The 21,996-nt window shown below is 57.6% G+C and carries 27 protein-coding genes; 11 read left to right on the forward strand and 16 right to left on the reverse strand.

Annotated elements, in window-relative coordinates; genetic code table 11:
- Positions 1-35: 35 nt before the first annotated feature.
- Together F7R90_RS03780 and F7R90_RS03785 are read right to left on the reverse strand one after the other, a co-directional pair.
- Entirely contained in the window at positions 36-998 is a 963-nt protein-coding gene (locus F7R90_RS03780; RefSeq protein WP_158055945.1) for a beta-ribofuranosylaminobenzene 5'-phosphate synthase family protein, read from the reverse strand.
- Positions 999-1,083: 85 nt separating this feature from the next.
- On the reverse strand, positions 1,084-2,043 hold the full coding sequence (locus F7R90_RS03785) for a glycosyltransferase (RefSeq protein WP_158055946.1): 960 nt from the start codon (positions 2,041-2,043) through the stop codon (positions 1,084-1,086).
- Between the two features lie 263 nt (positions 2,044-2,306).
- On the opposite strand from F7R90_RS03785, the gene F7R90_RS03790 reads away from it, so the two are divergent.
- The 7 genes from F7R90_RS03790 (at position 2,307) to F7R90_RS03820 (ending at position 9,507) form a co-directional block, all read left to right on the forward strand.
- Positions 2,307-3,062, forward strand: coding sequence for a DUF7504 family protein (locus F7R90_RS03790; RefSeq protein WP_158055947.1), 756 nt, complete (start codon positions 2,307-2,309; stop codon positions 3,060-3,062).
- 3 nt (positions 3,063-3,065) lie between these two features.
- A complete protein-coding gene (locus F7R90_RS03795) occupies positions 3,066-5,177 on the forward strand; it encodes a CHAT domain-containing protein (RefSeq protein WP_158055948.1) in 2,112 nt (703 codons plus the stop codon).
- Positions 5,178-5,235: 58 nt separating this feature from the next.
- On the forward strand, positions 5,236-6,939 hold the full coding sequence (gene ilvD / locus F7R90_RS03800) for a dihydroxy-acid dehydratase (protein ID WP_158055949.1): 1,704 nt from the start codon (positions 5,236-5,238) through the stop codon (positions 6,937-6,939).
- Positions 6,940-7,250: 311 nt separating this feature from the next.
- The gene (locus F7R90_RS03805) at positions 7,251-7,529 is read left to right on the forward strand and encodes a HalOD1 output domain-containing protein (protein WP_158055950.1); all 279 of its coding nucleotides are present in this window, start codon (positions 7,251-7,253) and stop codon (positions 7,527-7,529) included.
- Positions 7,530-7,781: 252 nt separating this feature from the next.
- Positions 7,782-8,342, forward strand: a complete 561-nt coding sequence (locus F7R90_RS03810) for a hypothetical protein (protein WP_158055951.1) — start codon at positions 7,782-7,784, stop codon at positions 8,340-8,342.
- 66 nt (positions 8,343-8,408) lie between these two features.
- A complete protein-coding gene (locus F7R90_RS03815; protein WP_158055952.1) occupies positions 8,409-8,987 on the forward strand; it encodes a PH domain-containing protein in 579 nt (192 codons plus the stop codon).
- On the forward strand, positions 8,980-9,507 hold the full coding sequence (locus F7R90_RS03820; protein ID WP_158055953.1) for a PH domain-containing protein: 528 nt from the start codon (positions 8,980-8,982) through the stop codon (positions 9,505-9,507). The genes F7R90_RS03815 and F7R90_RS03820 overlap by 8 nt, the downstream gene beginning before the upstream one ends.
- Positions 9,508-9,720: 213 nt before the next feature.
- Here F7R90_RS03820 and F7R90_RS03825 read toward each other — a convergent pair whose 3' ends face one another.
- From F7R90_RS03825 to F7R90_RS03830, 3 genes are read right to left on the reverse strand one after another with little or no spacing between them, the layout of a single operon-like run.
- Entirely contained in the window at positions 9,721-10,752 is a 1,032-nt protein-coding gene (locus F7R90_RS03825) for a tyrosine-type recombinase/integrase (protein WP_158055954.1), read from the reverse strand.
- Positions 10,749-10,910: a hypothetical protein gene (locus tag F7R90_RS22020; protein ID WP_192498390.1), complete on the reverse strand. Its 162-nt coding sequence runs from the start codon at positions 10,908-10,910 to the stop codon at positions 10,749-10,751. Before F7R90_RS22020 ends, F7R90_RS03825 begins: the two co-directional genes overlap by 4 nt.
- Positions 10,910-11,791 (reverse strand): beta clamp domain-containing protein, encoded by an 882-nt coding sequence (locus tag F7R90_RS03830; RefSeq protein WP_158055955.1) that lies wholly within the window; start codon positions 11,789-11,791, stop codon positions 10,910-10,912. Before F7R90_RS03830 ends, F7R90_RS22020 begins: the two co-directional genes overlap by 1 nt.
- 1,101 nt (positions 11,792-12,892) lie before the next feature.
- On the opposite strand from F7R90_RS03830, the gene F7R90_RS03845 reads away from it, so the two are divergent.
- Positions 12,893-13,450: a type II toxin-antitoxin system antitoxin SocA domain-containing protein gene (locus F7R90_RS03845; protein ID WP_158055957.1), complete on the forward strand. Its 558-nt coding sequence runs from the start codon at positions 12,893-12,895 to the stop codon at positions 13,448-13,450.
- An 87-nt stretch (positions 13,451-13,537) separates the two neighbouring features.
- Positions 13,538-14,077 carry a hypothetical protein gene (locus tag F7R90_RS03850; protein ID WP_158055958.1) on the forward strand — a complete coding sequence of 180 codons (540 nt, stop codon included), beginning with the start codon at positions 13,538-13,540 and terminating at the stop codon, positions 14,075-14,077.
- A gap of 16 nt (positions 14,078-14,093) precedes the next feature.
- Here F7R90_RS03850 and F7R90_RS03855 read toward each other — a convergent pair whose 3' ends face one another.
- Positions 14,094-14,864: a hypothetical protein gene (locus F7R90_RS03855; protein WP_225741255.1), complete on the reverse strand. Its 771-nt coding sequence runs from the start codon at positions 14,862-14,864 to the stop codon at positions 14,094-14,096.
- Positions 14,865-14,975: 111 nt separating this feature from the next.
- On the opposite strand from F7R90_RS03855, the gene F7R90_RS03860 reads away from it, so the two are divergent.
- Entirely contained in the window at positions 14,976-16,241 is a 1,266-nt protein-coding gene (locus F7R90_RS03860) for a hypothetical protein (protein ID WP_158055959.1), read from the forward strand.
- Here F7R90_RS03860 and F7R90_RS03865 read toward each other — a convergent pair whose 3' ends face one another.
- Entirely contained in the window at positions 16,242-16,886 is a 645-nt protein-coding gene (locus F7R90_RS03865) for a recombinase family protein (RefSeq protein ID WP_158055960.1), read from the reverse strand. It abuts the gene before it with no gap.
- A 166-nt stretch (positions 16,887-17,052) separates the two neighbouring features.
- On the opposite strand from F7R90_RS03865, the gene F7R90_RS03870 reads away from it, so the two are divergent.
- Positions 17,053-17,391, forward strand: a complete 339-nt coding sequence (locus F7R90_RS03870) for a hypothetical protein (protein WP_158055961.1) — start codon at positions 17,053-17,055, stop codon at positions 17,389-17,391.
- Here F7R90_RS03870 and F7R90_RS03875 read toward each other — a convergent pair.
- From F7R90_RS03875 to F7R90_RS03915, 9 genes are all read right to left on the reverse strand, one after another.
- Positions 17,385-17,780 (reverse strand): hypothetical protein, encoded by a 396-nt coding sequence (locus tag F7R90_RS03875; protein ID WP_158055962.1) that lies wholly within the window; start codon positions 17,778-17,780, stop codon positions 17,385-17,387. The genes F7R90_RS03870 and F7R90_RS03875 overlap by 7 nt on opposite strands.
- 190 nt (positions 17,781-17,970) lie before the next feature.
- Positions 17,971-18,189 carry a hypothetical protein gene (locus tag F7R90_RS03880; protein ID WP_158055963.1) on the reverse strand — a complete coding sequence of 73 codons (219 nt, stop codon included), beginning with the start codon at positions 18,187-18,189 and terminating at the stop codon, positions 17,971-17,973.
- 223 nt (positions 18,190-18,412) lie between these two features.
- Positions 18,413-19,192, reverse strand: coding sequence for a hypothetical protein (locus tag F7R90_RS03885; RefSeq protein ID WP_158055964.1), 780 nt, complete (start codon positions 19,190-19,192; stop codon positions 18,413-18,415).
- Positions 19,193-19,194: 2 nt separating this feature from the next.
- Positions 19,195-19,719 carry a hypothetical protein gene (locus F7R90_RS03890; RefSeq protein ID WP_158055965.1) on the reverse strand — a complete coding sequence of 175 codons (525 nt, stop codon included), beginning with the start codon at positions 19,717-19,719 and terminating at the stop codon, positions 19,195-19,197.
- 65 nt (positions 19,720-19,784) lie between these two features.
- Positions 19,785-20,072: a hypothetical protein gene (locus tag F7R90_RS03895; protein ID WP_158055966.1), complete on the reverse strand. Its 288-nt coding sequence runs from the start codon at positions 20,070-20,072 to the stop codon at positions 19,785-19,787.
- Positions 20,073-20,167: 95 nt separating this feature from the next.
- The gene (locus F7R90_RS03900) at positions 20,168-20,530 is read right to left on the reverse strand and encodes a hypothetical protein (protein ID WP_158055967.1); all 363 of its coding nucleotides are present in this window, start codon (positions 20,528-20,530) and stop codon (positions 20,168-20,170) included.
- Positions 20,531-20,965 (reverse strand): hypothetical protein, encoded by a 435-nt coding sequence (locus F7R90_RS03905; protein WP_158055968.1) that lies wholly within the window; start codon positions 20,963-20,965, stop codon positions 20,531-20,533. It abuts the gene before it with no gap.
- A gap of 3 nt (positions 20,966-20,968) precedes the next feature.
- Positions 20,969-21,190: a hypothetical protein gene (locus tag F7R90_RS03910; protein ID WP_158055969.1), complete on the reverse strand. Its 222-nt coding sequence runs from the start codon at positions 21,188-21,190 to the stop codon at positions 20,969-20,971.
- A gap of 15 nt (positions 21,191-21,205) precedes the next feature.
- A complete protein-coding gene (locus tag F7R90_RS03915; protein ID WP_158055970.1) occupies positions 21,206-21,988 on the reverse strand; it encodes a hypothetical protein in 783 nt (260 codons plus the stop codon).
- Positions 21,989-21,996: the final 8 nt, after the last annotated feature.

Raw genomic sequence — 21,996 nt, forward strand, 5'->3', positions numbered from 1 at the left:
AGTCCGACTAACCCGAAAGGGCTGAGCCAACTCAGTCAGTCGATTCGCGCACCGCGATTTCGCGGCCCTGCGACCAGCACCTCGCCATCGACACCAGTCTCGACGAGCGCCTGCTGTGCAACGTCACGCGCTTCGTCTGCCCGGCGACGAGTGGTGACGCCGTACACTGCGGGCCCCCACGAAGACTGTCCGGCCCCAGAAATCGCGGGGCTGTCGCCGAGGCGTGCGACTATCTCGCCGACCGGTGGTCGGTAGACGCCGCCCTGCTCGTCGGCGTACCACGCGCCGTTGAGCCTGCCGATTTCGGCGACTGCAGAGCCGAAGGCTTCGTGGTCACCCGAGGCGACTGCGGGGAGGACTCGCCGAGTGACCACCGCAGCAATCTCGTCGGCGATAGTCGGGTCCGCTCGTTCGACCACCGAGCGCATGCTGTCTTCCTCTTCGGTCCCGCTCCGACCCGGTTCGACGTCGGGGAGCGCGACGACGAATCGCCAATCGTCTGGCACTTCGTGTCGGGCAGCGACCGACGGGACCGACCACGCACCACGGTCGGGGCGGTCAGAGGTGAATCGCTCTGTGGGATGTCCGGCATCGAGGACGAACCCACCCGACTCGAAGGCGGCGACGCCGATACCACTCCGGCCACCGCGGTCGAGTCCCGGAGCACGCTCGCGTACATGCGGGTCACGGTCGTGCGCCGACGCGACGGCGGCTAGTACGGCGAGTGACAACTGGGTCCCGCTTCCCAGACCGACGTGTCTCGGGAGCGTTCGCTCCACGGAAAGTTCGACCCCGGACACGCCGAGCAGTTCGGTCGCCCGCTCGGCGTACGCTCGGCCGCGTTCGTGGTCACAGCGAACGCTCTCGGCGGGGTCAGCCTCGACGACGACGCGTGGCGAGTCGAGCGCGACCCCGAGTGAACCGTAGAGTCGTTCGTGTGCCAGCGAGAGGTTCTGGAACCCGAAGTGGAGTCGGCCGCTGGCGGAGACCCGTGCCATGACACTCCCAACGGTATGGGGGTCGTTGGGGGTTCCGACAGGGGCAAAAACTGGTCAGGGTCCGCTCAGAAGAATTCGTCGGGAATCAGGAGAGGTCGTCGAGGACGTGCTCTGCGACGCGTTCCGTCCCGTTGTCGTGGTCCGGTTCTTCCGGTGGATGGCGCACGGCGCGGGCGACGTGAGCGATGGAGTGTTCGACTTGGAACCCCTCCACACCGCGGCGTTCGAGGACCCGTGACACGCCGTGTTGTTCGTCGGTGAACGGGTAGACGATGCATGGTGTTCCAGCCACGGCGGCTTCCATCACCGTCGAGTAGCCAGAGCAGACCACCACGTCGGCGGAACGAATCCAGGGGAGAAGCGACGGCACTGCTTCCCAGTCTGCGTCACCGACGTGAGTGACGGCGTGACCTTCCGTTCGGAGCGTCTCGACGAGTACCTCGAAATGGGTCGAGTAGACACTTGGTACGACGAGGACACCGATATCCCGGTTCGGCCCGTCACACCCCGCGGGGTCGAGGGCGATTGGTGGCACGTGTGTCACACCGGGCGGGTCGCCTCTGTCCGGTGGCCACACCGCCGGGTAGAGAAACGACTCTGCCGCGCCCAACTGATAACGATTGAGGAGCCACGTGAACGCCTGCTCGACCGCCGCGTCGTAGTAGGAGGCGGCGTTGTGCGTGACGATGTACAGCGGTGTGCCAGTGAGTGACGCAGCCATAGCTCCGAACATGTCGTCGGTGACGAGTGCCGCGGGGTCCTCCCGGCGAAGCCATCGGGCGATGTCGAACACCCGCTTGCCGCTGTAGGGGAGGCTTCGCGTCACGACGCGGGCGAGCGACCCTTGCTGATAGTCGCCGATGTAATCGACTGGGGCGGCGCGAAACACCTCGTAGCCGTTGCACTCTATGAAGCGCGACCCCGGGCCGCCGCCGGCTAGCACCACGTTCGTGCCAGCGTTCTCCAACGCTTGAGCCACGCCGAGCATCCGCGTCGCGTGACCTGCACCTTCTGGGTAGTGTGCGACGGCGACCGTTCGGTCCATGGCGTTGGTTCGACGGCCCCGCGAAAAGTATGTTCTCATTCTAAAATTTCGGCTCCTCGTTGGAAAGATTACCAACCGCCGAGACTGTCGTCGCGTTCGCGCTAAGGTCGGCCAACGAACCTGTCTCCAGCGGGCAGTTCGGGGTCTGCTTGGGTTGCTACTTGGCGGCCTAACCCCGTGTCTCACTGGTGATTGACGAGTTACCACCCGTGTCTTTCTGGCTCAGAAACACTATTGTATCCGCGCCAACGATAGTAGAGAAAATGGGTCCCGACGACAACCGTCAGCTAGATGGCGGAGAGTCACCAGCGGGTGAGGAGTTCGGCGACCTGCTAGGTCTCCTCAACGAACTCAAAGCCGAAGGTTGCAACTTACTCGTCGTCGGCGACTCCCGTCGCGAGTTGTTCACGCGAGCGAGCGGCAGTCTGTTTGGTGACGTGAACGCCCCGCGATTTCGACTGCTGGCGCTCACCGACGCGACGACCCAGAGCGCTGCCGAACGGTTGCCCGACCCCGTCGAAACATCCCAACCGCTGACCGCGATGACGAAACTGGTCCGACACCCGCTGTCGGCACGTTCGACCGCTGCCCAAGCGTCCACCGGAAATCACCCCGGACTGACCGGCATTCCGGAGACGAAGGTGACGACCGAATGTCTCGCAGAGCTAGAGACCGAACTCGTGGAGTCGATGGCGGAGTTCCACAACCGGACGACGGACCGACGTTCCACCGAACTTCGCGTCGGTGTGGATTCGCTCGTGCCACTGCTCGACCGCTACGAGGAGTCGACCGTACGTCGGTTCGTCCGCATCGTCGCCGAGCGCTCCCGCGAGTACGACGCGATGGCGCACTACATATTGCCGGAACCGTACGAGAGCGAGCGAGTGCAGTCGCTCGCCAACGAGTTCGAGGCCGTGGTGGAAGTTCGGAGCGTGGACCCCACGAAACACGACCACGACGCAGAAGAGCGGTGGCACATCCCGGGAAAAGACGTGACCATCGACTGGTTGCCGTTGTGACTCATGGAACCGCAATTTTCCGCGCTCGATGATGGGACGGGGTTGGAAGTTGTAGACCCGATAGAGGGGGTTCGGGTCGTTTTACCGACGCCCGAGGAGGTGACACCCGTTGAGTCGGACCCCGACCTGTTCGCGCAACCGGTTTCGACTGCGTGTCAGATTACGGCGTCGGGACTGGAAGTGAACGGCGATGGTGCGGTTACCCTCCACGACTCGACGGACGGCCAGCTGGTCGACCAGTTCAGTCACTTGACTAGCCGGACGCTGAGTTCTGACACGCACCTCTTGGGCGTCAACACGAAGCTCAATCTCTACGTGCATCTGGACGGCGAGATAACCGTTGAGGCGAATACAGACAGAACGCGGTTTGATTTTGGAGGGGTGACCGAGATGCACGTCGGTGCGCGGTCGCTCCACCGCCAACCGGCGGCGACGATAACGGTCCCCGACGACCCGGCGGCACTGATGCGTGCCGTCTCGACGTTTGGGTCCGGACTGAAAGAGACGAGTCCAGAACGGTCGTGGCCGACGCTCCGAGGGCATCCGCCGCGAATAGAGCGCGGCGAGTTGCTCGAAATTCCGAGTACCGTCTCGTCGCCACAGACGGACATCACGATACACGTTCCGCCTGCTTACGACTACGTGTATCCCGTGACACCACTGGCGTACTATCTGGGCGCGAACGTGGTGCCGGGTGAAACGCCGCGACTGACCGGTGGGTCCGGTTTCGTCCACACCCTCGATACGGAGCGCAGATTCGCCGAAGAAGTCGCTCGCGTACTCAAACAGGTGTTTCTCTTCGACTGTGTCGCCCGCGGCTATGGGTACTTCTACATGGACCTCCACGAACGAACGGTCCTCGAAGCGCGGTCGAGAATCGACGTCGATTTCGAATCGGTTTACGAAGACCCGTTAGCAGAACAGTTGCGGCAGTATCTCTCCGTCCCGTACTCTGCCGTCGCGGATGTCGTCCCGGAGTGGTCGCAAGCGACGTACGTTCGACCCGACCCGCAGAACGCCCCGTTTCTTCCGTACCTCGCGAACGAACTCTCGACCGTCCGGACGGAACTCGTAGACGAGCGAGGAACTCGGACGCCAGAGCAACCCCACAGAGAGAGTGCAATTGCCACGTTCAAACGCGACAATCGACAGAGTCCGGTCGACCAGTCCAGTGAACGCGACCGAAGTAGCGGTCGTTTCGAGCAGAGACAGTACGTTCCACTTCCCGAGGTGGACGCCACGGAAGCCGCTTGGGTCGGCGACGAGACGCCCGAACGCGGTTCGAAACTCCTGTTAGACGCGTTCGACGGGAACTGTTTGGAACCCAAGACCACCGCTATCGACGTGACCGTCGTCTGTAACGACCCGGGGATGCGCGACGAACACGACGCGGTCGCGGAGCGGTACGGCGTCCACGATATGGTCTCGTTCAACGTGCGACGCCACGAAGCCGTCTCGACCGCGAATCTGCGTGAACTGCTCACCGACGAAACAGACCTGTTTCACTACATCGGCCACATCGACGACCGTGGCTTCGAGTGTCCGGACGGGTGGTTCGACGCCAGGTCCCTCGAAGAGACAGGGGCGACGTCAGTGCTGTTGAACGCGTGCCGGTCGTACGACCAAGGCACCGCCCTCGTCGAAGCAGGGTCGAGTGCGGCAGTCGTCAGCCTCGGCGACGTAGAGAACGCCGGTGCCACGAGAGTCGGGGAGTCGTTCGCCGGGCTACTGAACTTCGGTTTCTCTATCGGGAGTGCACGGAACGTCGTCTCGAATCTAACCGCAATCGGTCGCCAGTACGTCGTTCTCGGGAATCCGGCGGCCACGGTGGCGCAGTGTGCAGACGGCGTTCCGAGTATCGTCCGAATCGATTCGACGGACGACGGGCAATTCGACGTGACACATTCGGCCCACAAGAGCAGTCTCGCCAAGATGGGTTCTGCCTGCTTTTCGACCCTGGTGGAGGAGGAGGTCCACTACCTCATTCCATCGACCATCGACATTGAGGGAATCGAGTTGTCCGTCATCGAAGAGCGGATCGAAGAAGGGACGCCCGTCGTTCTCGACGGCGAACTCCGATGGTTCGACGGCGACGTGTCGAACCTTCTCGACTGAGTCACGCAACATCTGTCCCGGCACGACAACTTAAGCCGTCGCACGGTCACCTCCAAGTATGAGCGAGAAACCGGAAAACCTCCGAAGCAGAGAGGTCACCGAGGGGGTCGAACGCGCGCCCCACCGAGCGATGTTCCGCGCGATGGGGTACGACGACGAGGACTTGGACTCGCCGATGGTCGGCCTCGCGAACCCCGCGGCCGACGTGACACCCTGTAACGTGCATTTGGACGACGTAGCCGCCGCGGCCTACGAGGGCGTAGACGCGGCCGACGGGATGCCCATCGAGTTCGGCACCATCACGATTTCCGACGCGATTTCGATGGGCACCGAAGGCATGAGAGCGTCGCTCATCTCGCGGGAGGTCATCGCCGATTCGGTCGAACTCGTGGCGTTCGGCGAGCGACTCGACGGACTGGTCACGGTCGCTGGCTGTGACAAGAACCTGCCGGGGATGATGATGGCGGCGATTCGGACCGACCTACCGACCGTCTTTCTGTACGGTGGCTCTATCATGCCGGGCGAACACGACGGCCGCGAGGTAACCGTCCAGAACGTCTTCGAGGGAGTCGGCGCAGTCGCGCAGGGCGATATGAGCGAAGGCGAGTTAGACGACCTCGAACGCCACGCATGTCCAGGTGCAGGCTCCTGCGGCGGGATGTTCACCGCGAACACGATGGCCTCGATTTCGGAAGCACTCGGGCTGGCACCGCTCGGAAGCGCAGGCCCACCAGCCGAACACGAGGAACGCTACGAAGTCGCGGAGCGAGCGGGTGAACTCGTGCTGGAATGTATCGAGGAAGACCGCAAGCCATCGGACATCCTCGAAAAGCGGTCGTTCGAGAACGCAATCGCGCTCCAAGTCGCCATCGGCGGTTCGACCAACGGCGTTCTGCATCTGCTCGCGCTCGCCGCAGAAGCCGGAATCGACCTCTCAATCGAGGAGTTCGACGAGATATCGCGTCGCACGCCGAAGATAGCGAATCTCCAACCCGGCGGGACGAAGGTCATGAACGACCTCTACGAGGAGGGCGGCGTGCCGGTCGTGATTCGGCGTCTGGTCGAAGCAGGGTTGTTCGACGGCGACGCCGAGACGGTGACGGGCCGCACGATTAGCGAGGAACTGAACCGACTCGACCTCCCCGAAGACGATGCCATCGACGCCGAGTTCGTCAAACCGGTTTCCGACCCGTTCCACGAAGAGGGCGCTATCAAGATTCTCACCGGCAACCTCGCGCCCGACGGCGCGGTGCTGAAGGTAACCGGTGAGGACAACTTCCACCACGAAGGCCCAGTCAGAGTGTTCGAGAGCGAGGAAGACGCGATGAAGTACGTCCAGGAGGGCCGCATCGAGAGTGGGGACGTACTGGCGATTCGAAACGAAGGGCCACGCGGCGGGCCGGGCATGCGCGAGATGCTCGGCGTCACGGCCGCCGTGGTCGGTGCGGGCCACGAAGACGACGTCGCGCTCCTGACCGACGGCCGGTTCTCGGGAGCGACTCGGGGACCGATGATAGGCCACGTCGCGCCCGAATCGTACGTGGGCGGTCCAATCGCGGCGCTCGAAGACGGCGATCACGTCACCATCGACATCTCAGACCGAACCTTGGAGGTAGACCTCTCCGAAGAAGAAGTCGAGAAGCGACTCGACGCCCGAGAGGACCCCGAACCAGCGTACACGAACGGCGTACTGGCGAAGTACGGAGCGACGTTCGGGTCGGCCGCGAACGGCGCGGTGACGAATCCGGGCGCAAAGAAGTAGTCGGTATTCTAAAAATTTCCGGCGACGTCGAGTAGCGAAAACCCCGCAGTAATCGGTCGTTACAGCCGATAATAAGAGGGATTACTCGACGTTCGGGGACCGATAAACACCGGGAGGAACCGGCCTCGGTGCTGCATTCACCACGACTATCGACTACAGATTGTTCTCGGTGAGAGTCGAACCGAACGAGTTCCGCTCGCGCTCTCAGTGGTCGTGCAACGGTCGGAACAGTCGGCACGGTTGGGGCAGTTTACATAAGAAAGCACCCCATATAGAGACGAGCGTGACACGGAGGGTACGCTCTGTCGCGTATGGTCGAAACACAAACTCAGATCAAAGACGAACCGCGAGAAAGTCGAACCGAAGGCGGTCCGCTCGGCGTCGTCGTCTGCGAAGCCATCGCCGACGCTGAAGGCGTCTCGTCCATAGAGTTGGACCCACTCAACGACTACGTCGATGTCGATGCATTAGAGAGTCTCTTCCGTAACAGTAGCGAGGACAGCAACTTGTCCGTTCGATTCTCGGCGTACGGCTACACGGTTATCGTCGAGGGGGACCAACGGGTCCTCGTCGTCGAGGAATACGTGTAGTACGTGGTTCTCGTTCACCTTTCTCCAGGCTACGCGTCCACCAGTAGCATCTCGTCGGCACCACGTTGGAACTCGAATCTATATCTTCGAAAGACATTTCGAATTCACTGACACGGCCGATACACCTCAGCATTTCTTCAGAGAAATTAATCTTGTGAATTTCGTGGTGCGTCGTCACATTCCAAGGCCCCAACAGTCGAAGCGACGACAGCTAGCGAGTCGCTTATTCTGGTCGGCGGCGTGCATCGTTCGATGGTCGAACTCGACAGAGACGCGCTCGCAGAGATAGACCGTAGACGGGATTCGCTCGCGACTCGGGAGTTCGTCTCGCTCGTGGAACGACACCACCCACACGACCAACCGGGTATCCCGCGGGACGTACTCGACGCCTACGTCGAGGAACTCGCGGGAGCGAGCGGAACGATATCGACCCCGCAAATCACTCGATGGATAGACGAACGACTCACCGACGAGGAAATCTGGGTCGATGACGGACTGTACGAGGTCGAGCCCGGTCACGTCAGCGTCTTTCCCCGACGTTGGCACGACCACCTCGACGGCGAAACCGACCTGCGCGAGTACGTCCGATTCGTCTTAGGCGAGGAGTCGGGGTACCGGGAGGCCACCGGTCAGCACCGCTCTGGGGCTGGTGTGCCGAGACAACTGTTGGTCGAAGCTGCCGTCGTCCTCGGTGGACTCCACCGCGCGGACGCGCTCGACCAGTACAGGACACGTCGGCAAGCGCGCGAGTTGATTGCCTATCCCGACCAGAATCCGGAGGCCGAGGTGCGACTTCCGGAGGCCGAACAGTAGTTCGAAGGTGAGGTCGAGTCGCCTGAGACACACAGCAGTTAACTCTCGTCGCTTCGAGACGCCGCCATGGAACAGTCGGAAGCGTCGTTCGATTGGCTCACTCTCGACGAGGGCGAAGAGGTCCTCTGGGCCGACACGCCCCACAAGTACAGTCTGGTCCCAGTGCTCGTCATCGGGATTCCACTCTCGTTCGTTCTGATCGGCATCCCGCTCGTCGTCGGTGCGTACTACACCCACCAGAACACGAACTACGTCGTGACCGACGCCGCGCTCTACAAGAAGACGGGTATCCTCTCGCGGAACGTCCAGCGTGTCGAATTCGACAAGGTGCAGGACACCACTTATCGCCAGAGCTTCTTCGGCACGCAGTTCGGCTACGGGAGCGTCGATATCAGCACCGCTGGCGGCAGCGGTGTCGAGATGAGCTTCGACAACGTCGCTGACCCCCAGAAACTCCAGTCGCTCATCAACGAGCGAAGCGAGAAGGGCAAGGGACGGAGCGGCGGCGAAGACGGCAAGGCGGCCGTGTTGGACGAAATTCTCGCGGAACTCCGCGCGATTCGGCAGTCGGTGGAGGGAGGCGAGGCGATGGAAGGAGGCCAGAGTTCCGAGGAACGATTCGACACTCCGACCAGCGATGAGTGACGACTGGCTCTCGTTGGCCGACGGTGAGGAGGTGCTGTGGGAGGGCCACCCGCGAATCATGACTGTCCTCCCTGCAGTGGTCGTGGGACTCGTCTTGGTCGTCGGACCGGTTGCCGCCGCGGTGTACGTGGAACAGCCACTGGTCGGTCTGCTGGCAGTCCTCGGACCGGTCGCCCCAGTCTGGTCGTATCTGCGCGTGACCAATACGGAGTTCGTGGTGACGAACTACGCGCTCTACCGGAAGACGGGCATTCTGTCGCGGACCGTCCAGCGCGTCTCGCTGTCGAACGTCCAGAACAGCAGTTTCAGTCAGGGCGTTCTTGGAGCGATGTTTGGATACGGTGCGGTGGAGATTGAAGCCGCGGGTGGTGGGAGTATTCGATTCGACGACATAGAGGGACCTCGGGACGTTCGCAAGTTGGTTGACAAGCAAGTCGGCGGTGATTCGATTCCGGGGAGTGTGGAGCAGTGGCGTGCGGTTTTACAGGAAGTGCGGACGTTGAGGAGTGTGGTGGAGTAGGTGGTGTGACGAGAACTATCTCCGTTGGGAAAGAATCGGTATTTGAAAAGAAGCAGTCCAAGAAAGCTTCAGTGAGAAAATCGGATTGCCGATACGCAACGCTGCCGAGTTCGCGCATCTGTCAGAAGTTTAAGTGGGACCGCCGAGCAAAGACACATGCTCGGACCGCCGTATCCAACCGGTACAAGCTACCAGAATTCAAATTTCGTGCGTTCATGGGTCAATGTCAAAGTCGAGTTGTAGGTTCTCGATGTACGGACGACGACGCTCTTCCAATCGCTGGCGCGCCGTCGCCTTGTCGTAGTACTTTTCGATAACTTCGAGCGTAGCGTTGACACGCTCGGAAACGATCTGTGCAGGAAGGCCGCAGTCGCGTTGCCACGTGATACTCCCCGTCCGAACCCGGTGAGGGGACAACGAAGACGGGCACTTGCTCGCATGGTGGACGTGGAGATACTCGCAGGCCTCTCGCTCCTTACCGTGGGGGCACGGTTCGTGCAGACACGGCTGCGTAGCGAGGTAGCACCAAACCCGAAGAGTGTTCTCCGAAGGTCTGCCCTGCGTCGTCGTCAGTAACGGCTTCCGACCGCCGTCATGCGCGTCATTCCGATAGTTTTCGATGTACGTATTCACTACCTCGCAGACCGATTCCGGTAATCCTACGGCTCGCTCGCCGTCAGAGTCGTTCTTCAACGGAGTGCCGTTTCGGTGACGGAACTCGATATACTGCTCTTCGCTGTGGTAGTCTCGTAGATCGAGAGACCGAATGCCACCGATTCTGGCACCCGTGAACCACAGCAGTTCGAGTAGGGCGTGTTTCGACGTTCCGTATCGCTCCGGGTCCTTTCGGAACGACGAGATGAGTGCGTAGGCGTCGGCTTGGTCAAGCATCTCGTCGTTCGACTCCTCACCGTCTGGAATCTCCGGCACGTGAACCTTCTCTGGAAGCGAATCTTCGACGACTTCGATGCGAGCGAGGTACTCAAGCCAGTTCTTCAGCGTCTGCATCTCACCGTTGAGCGTCGAAGGCGAGACACCCGACCCGCGTCTGTAGTTCTCGAACTCGTCTAACGTCCACCCGTCGAGTTCGGCCATCGACGTAATGTCTTCCTCTTCGGCCCACTCTACGAACCGTTTCAACCGGTAGTGCCACGATTCGATGGACTTCTGACTCGCTTCCGTGCGTCGGTGGTCGAGATACCGGTCACGGGCGTCCCGCGGTGATAGCTCTGGCGGTCCGGTCACTCCTCGTTCACCCGTTCTATGTCGATCTCGTGCTTGTGCGCCCGATTTCGGCCGACAGCGTCGGCCTTCGTCAGATGGAAGATTTCACCGCACGAACTGCCGTCCTTCGGACAGGAAGACCGCCAGTTCGCCCTGTCCTTCTGGCTTTTCGGGAGCATCAGTCTTCTTCCTCCTGAATTCGGGGAGCAATCAGGTACTGCCCCTCGAATCCCCAGTCATCGTGTTCGAACTGTAGTCGAACCGGGAACTCCTCGGACCACCGAACCGTCACGCGGTCGGCCTTCGACTTGTCGAGTGCCAGCGTGATGGCATCGAGATAGTCGATGCTGAAAATCGAAGAGCGAGCGTCAGTGTCGTCGCTCGTCACTGCGTTCGGGAACGAGATTGCCTGCTCCGCGTTGCTATCGCTCCCCTCTCGCTCGCTCAGGTCGGTACTCCCGTCCTTGGTGCTGGCGAGAACGAACGTCGAATCGTCGCAGGTGACGTAGGTGTGGTCTTCGGCGGATTTCATTGCCTTCACTGCCTCTCGGAGTGGTTCGACTCCGGGACGCGCCGACAGTGGTAGGCCGAGGTCGGGCATCTCCGGCTGGTCCCGAATGCTGTTCGGCGAGATACCGAACCACTCCGTCTCGCGCTTCATTTGCTGGTCTTCCCGAACCACAGTCACGCGCATCCGGTCGGGGTTTCGGAAAACATCGATAGCAACGGGGTCGCCTTCCCCACCGCGCTTACGCGCCCACTTTACCGCGTTTCGGAAGCGGTCGAGATTCAGGCCGAAGGTGTGCCCGTCGCGCACCTCGTACTGGTCGAAGCCTTCGGCGGGCGCGTGGAGGTCAACCATCGAGACGGTTGCCGCGTCGGTCGCGCTCGCGGTGATACCGTCGTCGTCAAACGCTACGCGGTACTCTTCGGCGATAGGCTTCAGTAGGCGTGCGAGCGACCGAATCGGGTCGCCGTAGGTGAGAATCGAGACTGCCGCGTCGTCGTCAGTCTCGGGGGCGAGTTCGTCGTTGCGGGTGTCCGCTTCGACTGCGCTCATGCTATTGCCCCCGCGGGACGGACAGACAGTTTTTTGAACAGCGATGCGTCTGTTTCGATACGGGCCTGAGTGCCCGCAATGTTAGTTTCAAACATTGGTTCTTCCACGGAACCACCTTTTCGGGCGGCGTTGGCGCGCCGCCCGGTCACTCACGACCGATGAGAGACTTCTACGACCGTTCGATGGCTCCTTATCAGGGTCGAAACACTACCGCCACATAAATGCAACGGTGAAGTATAAATTCACGCTTCGGGCATTCGAACCTTCGGTGTGTACTAAATCACAGAACGGAGCAAATACACGCCATGAACGTCTATCCTCACAATAGATGCGTAAATCAGGTGCTTGGATGACGATTTGGGACGACCGTATCTTGGAGTATATCCGAGACAACGAGTCCGCTTCACCATCTGAATTAGACAATACTGGATATCTACGGGTCTCTCGCTCTCAGATTTCCCGTCGGATGCGAAGTCTTCGAGACCATGGTCTACTACGACATCTTGGAAATGGCGTCTACGTGATTACAGACGAAGGTGAGGCGTACCTTGATGAAGAACTCGATGCTGACGAATTAGAAGACCTAAGCGGGGATAAGAGTAAAGCCGACGCCTGAGATAACGTCAATTATGCGAAAGCCTGCAACGTGGATGCAACAGTTAGATGAGCGTATTCTTGAGCATCTGCGTGACGACGGCTGGTCTACTCCGAGAATCATGGTTTCTCTCCCTGAATTTCAATCTCTAAGTGCATCCAAAAGCCGAATTCGGGAGCGGTGTCGAATGCTGGCAAGTACCGATCTAATTGCACCATTCCACGGTGAGATGTACGAAATCACGACGTGGGGGCGACTGTATCTTGACGGGGAACTTGACGCGCATCACTTGAGACCACAAAGTAGCCAATTAGGCAATTACAGAGTTCTATCAAACACTTTCCAAAGTAAATAACGCATAAGGGAGAATCTAGAATTAAGACTCTAGAAAGAAGATTACCAATTGTAGGTCGTACTTCTAGTACAAAAGTATGATGCTCTAGAACAAGGTTAAGAGTTCTAAACTTCCAAAACACCTTTGTGCACTTAGTAATCTAATTACTAGTATGACTCATAGCAACCCGCAAGTCAATCTTGAGGAAAAGGATATGCGGGAGCTTGAGGAAATCATCATTGAGTTCCTGTCTAAGTACGACGCTCTGTACGAGAAGCGAATCCAAAAGCTGGTGTTCTATGGCGAGATTTTCACCGCCCAACATTTTGGGGAGCGTCTGACGAACTCCGACTTTATGCCATATCATCACGGCCCCTATTCACGCGCGGTTACTAAGGCTATTACAAACCTTCGTTCAAACGAACGAATCTCGATCAATCCTCGCCGACGAGGCCAACAGTATACTACCGAAGAAGAGGGAGGCGAAATCTCCGAATCCAAACGGGAGTGGATCGACCAAATCCACGAAGATAGTAAGAATATGGGAACAGATGGTTTGGTGGACTTCGCAAAGGACACTTGGCTTTGGCAAAACTTCGACCACGAAGAGAATATCGACTTTGACGAATACATTGATCAAGTTGTCCCTTCGACTCAGGCCCACTATCGACTCTACAAAGAAGATAGAACCCCTGCTTCTGACTCGCGCATTGATGAAGTCCTCATGTGAATTAATCGCATGAGAGAGCCGCATTCGTATTATCGGGTATAGCCCTAGTGATTTATATGCTGGTAGATGTTACACTATCCTGTCTAAATGTCAGGCTCTCCTTGGGAAATCGGGGCGGATACCGAATTCGTGGATTCCGTTGAAGAAATCAAGGAGTCCGAGGGAAGTCTTTATGACAATCTTTGCAAGAAAATCGAGAAGATCAAAGAGGACCCACTGGTCGGTGACCCGAAGACCGGGCTTTTGAAAGGTTCACGGACGATTCACGTCGAGCATCTCGTTTTACGGTGGGAAGTCCGACCGGAGGTGAACAGTCGAGACCACATGGAGAAAATAGAAGAAGTGTATTTTATGTGTCTCACTCATCACGACGATATGAAAACCGGGTTCTCATCAAGGAGTCCTGCGGATGTTTCACAGGAATGCGTAATTTACTTTGAAGAGTTTGATGTTGGGAAAGAGCTGAACGAACTCTACAATCTCGATTATGTCAATTTGCAGGAGCCAAACTGGCTCGACACGGGAGTAGAGGTGAAAGGAACTATTCAGTCAGGAGGCAAAGAGAAATTGGAAGCAAGTTTGCCGGACTGTGCCCGTGTAGAATACCCTCAAGAGACCCTCATTTGAGCAGAAACTAGAAATCTTATAGACTTTTTTGGTGAGTATCTGGAACTTCTTCCTTTCTCCGCCGTTGGAATGCCTCAAAAGCTCTTTCGTCATTGTCAACACAGACGTAATGAGCCTCGTCACCAAACAGTTGCTCGGCTGCCAGTGCTGCTGGCGCAGTACCTGCGCATGGAACAAGAATCAGTTCCCCGGGGTCAATTAATCCTTTCACCCACGATTTATAAGGCGAGATTGGTTTGACGCTACCCCAACCATAGTCGTCCAATCCATTCGAAGCGATTTGGCGGGCCGATTCAGACGTTTGCCGGTCAGAATCCCCTTTGTGAGCGAAGACAACAGGATAGCCTCCAGTCGATAGATACATTCCGGCAGTGCTACGATCAGGCGTCCCGTCCGCCTTGGTTATCGTTACTCCACCGACTTTCCGGTATCCTCCACCTTCGTACGATTCAGCCACGTCACCCCACTCGTCTTGTAGATACCGAGCAAGTCGTGGAAGAAGCCAATCGTCAGCATCTGCAATTAACCAGCCGCCTTCGGAAAGTGCGTCGTGGCTTTCGTCAATAATCTCGCAAGTGGTTATAGAAGTATCAACATATCCCTCTGCATCCTGCTCTTCATTGAATGGGTGCGTATCGTAGTCAATACCAAAGTGCCCGTATCGATTTGGTCTCGCCCATGCGTCGTCAAGAAATATGGCGGCAGCCTCATCTCGATATTCTTGTAAAACCTCGATAGCATCCCCTACAATGTAGGATCGACCCTCTCCTAACTCATGACGCATCATCAATCGGTCTATTCCTTCCTTTTCGGGCGTGGAGATAAGCGTTTTTCATCAGGTCTTGTCGTCTTCTTACTACATTAGAGTTATATATTACCTGTTCAACTACTGCCGATAATGGAAGAAACAGAGGTCGTCGTTGAATTAGCACGTTATCTGGACAATCAAGGGTATACATTCTTCGTTGACTCTGGATACTCTTCTTCGAAGGTTCACGATCTTCCAAACGAGTATGAAAATTGTGGACTTAATACAACGATTACTATAGGCCGTCGTGTTCCGGATATAATTGGGTTTACATCGGACGAGGAAATTTTTGGTATCGAAGCAAAAGGTGAAAAGGCAATCAGAAAAGGGATTGGACAAGCCGCACATTATCGTCAAGGGGTTCATAAATCGTACCTTGCAGCGGATATCTCCTCTCTCAGTGAATTCAAGGATACTGCCTTGTCGTGTGGGCTTGGTGTAATCCCGACTGAAGATTCAGGAGTCATAGAAAGCCAAGTAGAACAACCGGTAGAAAACGTGGGAGCTACGAAATTGAATAGAATCCGCCGGGCACTCACAGTCAGAAAAAGTAGATTCAAATCTGCTTCTACATCATTTCCGTCTACCACTCGGCCTGTAAACGCCTTATTGCCTGTAGTAGCAATCAAAGAGCAAAACAAGAATGCACTAACCGAAGACGAGATTGATTCTCTAATAGAGAGAAGTCCTCAAGGAATTAACAGTTCGATCCATCCCATTCCTCTGGCGCGTACACTACGACTGATTGAAAAATCCGGTGACGAATACCAGTTGACAGATGTCGGGGATATGAGCTACCTACTGCTACACGGGGTAGTAAGCAACCTTCCTAAAGGAAGTTTAGGACTGGATGACTTTGAGTCATCGGATATGAATGAGCGAATATACCGTGCATTGGACGAGTTCAAAAGTCCTCACACAAAGCTGTTTGAAGTTCAAAAAGAACTTGCTGCTTTTCTTCGGAACCGATATCTCTCAGTTCCGGATGTGCGGTTACTGGCGCAGGTATTAGCTTCTCACGAAGACTCAAGAATCGAACTTAGTAGAGTTTTGGCAACGGTCGCGCTTGAATCACCTGACGCGTTTCTTAATCTCTTCTGTCGTAGTGGTGCAGAAGAAGGATTTAGAGACTTGATGGAAAATGCAGATTTAGCAGTAGAAAACGGGCATTTTCGAGAACAGCTACTAGATATCGCGGCTCCAAATGCCCTCTATAATTTCTCGTATCAGATATGGAATGTTGGGATTCTTAGTAATGGTACTGATTCCGTCCATCAAAACGATACCTTGGAGATTGGAAAGCACTACTGGGAATGGGATCGGAGTGTAGTGATTGGATTCGGAGAAGCACTGTAATTAACTCTCGTATAGCTCACTTCGCTCCTGAATCCGTCCGAGAGTCCGACGAGAAATCCCAGTGTGCTTCGCCACTGACCGCTTACTCTCGTCGTCGTCCAACATCTCCAACGCGGTCACACAGCGGTCGTAATTCTCGTTCGGGATAAGATACCCGTCGTCGTCAGTGTCGAATCCCTTCGGTGGTGCGCCGACGTGCTTGCCTGCTTCTTTCGCGGCTTTGATTCCGCTCTTCGTCCGCTCGCGTATCATCTCCCGTTCGAGTTCTGCGAATGTACCGGCGAGGTAGAAGAATGCGTCCGTCATTGGATCCTTATTCTCGGGGTCGAGCGTCAGCCCGCGACTGATGACGTGTAGGCCGGTACTGTAGTCTTCGAACGTTTCGAGAGTAGCAGTGAGGTCACGCATGGACCGCGAGAGTCGAGAGAGTTCCAGCACTACGACTGTCTCTATCTCGCCGTCGTTTACAGACGAGAGTAATTTCTGGAACTCGGTTCTGTCGGTGTCTCCACCACTTCCCTTGTCGCTGTAAAACTCCGGCGAGGAATCGTCGAGTTGGTTCCGGCAGTAGTTGTAGCACTCTTCCTGTTGTCGGTCGATACTCTGGTCGTCGGTCGAAACGCGAGCGTAGATCGCTGTAGTCATGCTCCGTTCCGCTCCACCATGTGTCGTATAAAAAGGGTACGCCTCTTGCACAGTCTGTGCGAGAACGGGTGGTTCTGAGCAGGTGGATGCGACAAAGATATTTCCGTCACCTGAGCCATGTGAACGACCCACAACCCTTAAGACGGAGAGTTTCTATCAGCCGAATATGGACCTCCGTCCCGAACAGGTCCCGGAAGAACAGATCTGCTGCAGAGATGATGTCCGGACGGAAACCGGAGACACCATCCAGAACGACTACGTTGTGGAGTGGCCCTCCGTTCTGGATGATACGGACGTAATCGAAGTGAATCATCAGAAGCGAATCCACCGGACGGCTAATTCGTGGGGAGACGGAACCACAAAAAACAAGCGTACATTCCACATCCCAGAATCGAAAGTCATCGCAGAAGTTGACCGACTCGAAAAAGAAGCAGACACAGGTCGAGGATGGCTAACGAAGGTAGCCATCGAATCCATCATCAAGGAGAAACAGCAGATTCAGTAGACGACGAGGGAAGACCACGGAACCTCATACTCGTCGGTTTCTGGATACCACCGCCCATCGACAGCCTTCAGCACCTCCGAAACCGACACGCGCGTAATCTTCAGCGGACTCCACCCGTCAGCCCCGACCGAGGGATACAGCACGACGACGACGCCACACTGGTGACTCTCTCGCCGGAGCGACCGCAGGTGGTGGAGGTTGAACCGAAGGACGCCCGGTTGCTCGTCAGCGTCCGTGTAGACCGCGCTCTTGCACTGGTAGTAAGTGCCGTTCTCTTCAGAAATCAGATCGACGTACTCCTTGCGTTCGCCGACGACTCGACAGTCGTACTTGCGGGCCGCCGACTGTTCCGAGTCGATGCCCTGTCGCCGAGCCGCCGCCGAAGGCATTAGCTACCGTCCTCCGGTTGCGTCTCGGTACTCTGCTCGGCCTCTTTGGCCGGGTCGTACTGCGGAAGTTTGGCGAGGATGTGACGGCCGAACCCACGCAGACGTCTCATGGCGAAGTCAAAGTCCACGACGAGACCGATTAGTAGTGCGACGATACTTTCGGGTGCGACAGCCGGAATTTCCATGCTCATTATGAATCGCTTGGGTTCGGTCGTTCGTTGGTCGGTTCGCCACCGTCAGTCTGAATGTGAGCGTCTTCGAGTCGGCCGATACGGCGGCCCTGTCGGTCGAACCGCGAACCGATGTACTTTGTTTGAAGAACGTCGATTCCCCCGAGACCGAGGATTAGGACCGCCAGAACGGCGTTTCCGTCCAACGCCTGTATCACCAAGTCGGTGAACTCACTCATCGAAGCACCACCGCGAAGACGACGACGAGCAGAAGGACCAGCCCGCCAGCGAAAAGGGCGTTCTCTTCGACCCACTCAACGACCGACCCTATCTTGCACGAGACGCACATCTACAGTAGCACTCCCACAGTGACGAGGAGGACGGCAAGGACACCACCGAGGAGGGGCGCGCCGCCCAACCCGGCCAGCAAGCCAACGAGGTTGCCGAGAGTCTCCGCGACCATCACTTCAACACCCCGAGGAGGACGACGAGCGCGAGCGCGCCACCAGCAGTCGTCTGCTTCGACGTGAGCGACCCAACAGGCGGCAGGACTGCCCACGTTGAAGGCGCACTGTCATCGCTGTTGTCCTTGTCCTTCGTGGGCACCTTAGCGAGCAGACGGCTGTCTCGCGCCGACTGACGGTTCCACGTGGCCCCGCCGTTCAATGTCGCTTCGATTCGGCCACCTTGACCGCTGTCCGTGTAGCCCATAGCTCGCACGTCTGCATACGAGACTGTCGTTGTGAACCGCTTCGTAGAGCGTGGCCCGATGTTCTTCGATTCGCGGCCAACCTGCTGGCCGCCGACGCTCCATCGAACGGTAACATCTGTCGGCTTATCTCCGGTGTTCTCCACGCGACTCGCCAACGTTGCGGTGCCGCCCTTGCTGATTTTGTACGTCGTCGTCCCAACGCCTTTCAGGTCGGGCTTCGGGTCGGCTTTCTGGTCAACCGGCGGGCCGCCCGGCTCCTCTATGTCGCCGGGGTTGCCAGTTCCGTAGCCGGGGTCCATCCGCGGCCCGTCGCCGTTCGCGTTGCCCGGCGTTCCGTTGCTGTCGTCCCGCGGGTCGTCATCCAGCGTCGGTTCATCCTCGACTGGCTCGCGGTCGTCGTTGCCGTTGCTGTCACCGGGAGGGTTCCCGCTGAACCACCCGTCGTCACTACTACCGCTGCCTCCACCGCCTCCGCTACTCCCACCGCCTCCGCCGTGGCCCTGCTCCATCTTCGGCGGTCCCATCATCATGGTCAGACCACCACCAGTAGGAGGACCATCAAGAGCATTCCAGCGCCAAGGGTCGTCGTCGTGGCACCGAGTTCGTCGGCGAATCCGTCCAACATCTTCTTCACCGAATCGACTGGCCCGGGCTTGCTCGGGTCTCTCGCGTCTGCTTCGACCGTGATTTGTCCGGTAACGTCGTCGTTCACTCGCTCCCTGCGAGGCTTGAGGTCGTACGCATTGCCACCGACAGCGTATGCTTTCACTTCGACTCGGTGGTTTCCGGGGTCTGAGATGGACGTACTGAGCGTGAGACTCCGCTTGTTGCCGCTGGCGAGGCACAGTTCGCGCGAATCGACTTCCTCACCATCGACGTGCAGTTCCACCGGAAGCTTCCATCCGGCTACGTCGAGCTTCTTCGTCGGGCAAGAGCCGTCGCTGGCCCACGGGTCCGGACCGCCCTGTTTGACGGTCACCGAGACGCGAAACGTGTTGTTCGGTGGTGCCTCGTCGGGAATATCGACACCGACGAGCGTCGGTTCGCTCATCGCCATCTATCGGACACCTCCGGGCTGTTCGTCGATCGTGAGTGCAGTTGCTGGTTTCATATGTATCGAGTTCATGCCCCACTTCCGGCGAGGTACAGACAGCGAACCTCTACGTCTTCGCCGTATCCGCTAATCTCGTAAACGTCAACTTCGAACCACCCGTCATTAGTGAACTTCGTTTCATAGCGGAAGCCTTCAGAGGCGTTAGGACCGTGCGAAACGTGGTAGTAGCCCGAACGGTTCGGGCGAACGATTACCTCACAAGACAGCAGATTGTCGGCTGTCACCGCATCGAAGTTGAAGTAATTGCTTCCGTTCGAACCAACGTACTTCGTTATCGACTTCGTTGCGAGCTTCATAGCCCCAACTTGCTCCACAGTGACGTTGTGAGGGTTCGAAGCGTCGTTTTCGTGCTGTTCAACCTCTCGCTTCGTAGTATCGACGTTCCCCATCGTTATTCCCCGCTGTAGTAGCCGTAGGTGGCATCTCCCGTACTGTTCGGGTCGCGGAGTGTGACCGAATCCATCTCGATGGCCTCCTCCTCGAAGCCCGCGCCGCGAAGCGCGATATCGGGGATGACCGTACCGTCCTTCGTCGTCACGTCCATCCGAATATCGGTGCCAGTTTCGAGGATTTTCAGGAATTGGATGGTGAACCCGGTCGGGTCGAACGTGTGCGGATACGTGTTCGTGAGTCCGGGACCGACTTTCAGTGCGGCTCCGTCGGCGTAGTTATCCGTCTGAATCACGCCCGTCGTTGACGTTTGGAGCGTGCCATGGTTTCCGCGAACGGTGCGGTTGTTCTCCTCGGAACCCATCTACTCGTCACCTCCGATGAACGGCACCGAGTCGGCTATTTCTTCGATGAGACCCATCAATCCGCGTTGGTAGTCGATGGTGACGCTCGCGTTCGCGTGGTAGAGATAGTCCGTCTCGACGTTTTCCGCACGAACAATCAGCTCGTCACCTTTCTGAACTTCCTCTCGCAGTTCGATGTTTCGGGTGTCGTCTTCTCCGGTAATGAATTCCTTTCCGAGATGATGGAATAGCGAGCGTTCGTCTTTGTCGTGCTTGATGAGGACTTGATACCGTAAGTCGAAGTCGTGGCCGATGTAGTTTCGAAGCCAGACGTTCTCTATCGTCCCATCTTGCTTGATTTCTCGCGTCTCTTCGACTATGTGAGCGTCGTCGTCACTCTCTGGGTCGTAGGCAGGTACGTCCTCGAAGAGATTGACGATCTCTTGTCGTTCCATTTGTCACACCCTCCTGATGAGTTGGTGAATCGTGAGTAGCTGCACGATGCTGGTGAGAAGCCCGCTGAACGGCGCGACAACTTCCGAGACCGCGCGGGCTACGCTGGCGGCCCGCGAGAGAACCGACGTTTCGTCTGTGTTGTTACCCCCGTCGGTCTCCTCGCTCGGCTCGTCGGCCGTTATCGCTGGCTGGTCGGTCTGAGTGTTGGGTTTTCCGTCAAACATGGTAGGAAAGAAGGGTTAGTCCATACTCGCGCGGATGCGCTTTCGGACACCCTCGGCGGTCTCCGTCTCACTCAGCGACCGTTTCGAGAACGGGAGTGCGATTCGGAGATTGCTCGGCGTGTCGGTGTCCTCTGTCGGAAGTGCCAGCGTCTCGTGGTCGTCGTAGTAGAGGATATCGACGTGCTGTTCTGGACCGATAACGCCGTTGATACCCGAGTTCGAAGTGTCCCAGTTGATTTCGCGGTTCCCCTCGGGAACGTCGGGATTAGTGAACGCCCATCGAACAGCGTCCTCTCGGTGGAGTTGGTCGCTGGTCGAATCCCGCCCGGTGCTGCGCCGACGGACACGAGCGTAGCCAGCGCGAACGACCGTGTAAATATCCACTTCGGTCTGACTGCTGGCAGTCTCAGTGAGCGTCACCGACCGAACGAAGTCCTCGTCGCCACTGAATGAGTCGAACTTCACGGCCGTTGAATCCGTGACTACCGTGTCTTTGCTCCCATCTCCGTCGTCGTCGTAGTACGCGACCAAGAACGCTTGGTCACCATACTCACCTTCGGTCGGGTCGGGCAGGAACGGAACCCGCGGAGCTTCGGGATCGAGGCTCTTCGTCTCCGTACTGTCGGCCGAGACAGTCACTGTTTGCTTCGCCGTGAGTGCGAGAAGGATCGGCTTGTCGAGGTCGCACATCAGGAGCTTGTCGTCATCGACGGTGTGCGTAGCGACTACTTTCTCCTCTCCCGGCGTGTTCTCGGTGAACTCGAAGTCGTCTACGGTGAGGGTTTCTGGATATGCCATTCTTACTC

Source organism: Halorussus halophilus (assembly GCF_008831545.1).
Classification (GTDB): Archaea; Halobacteriota; Halobacteria; order Halobacteriales; family Haladaptataceae; genus Halorussus; species Halorussus halophilus.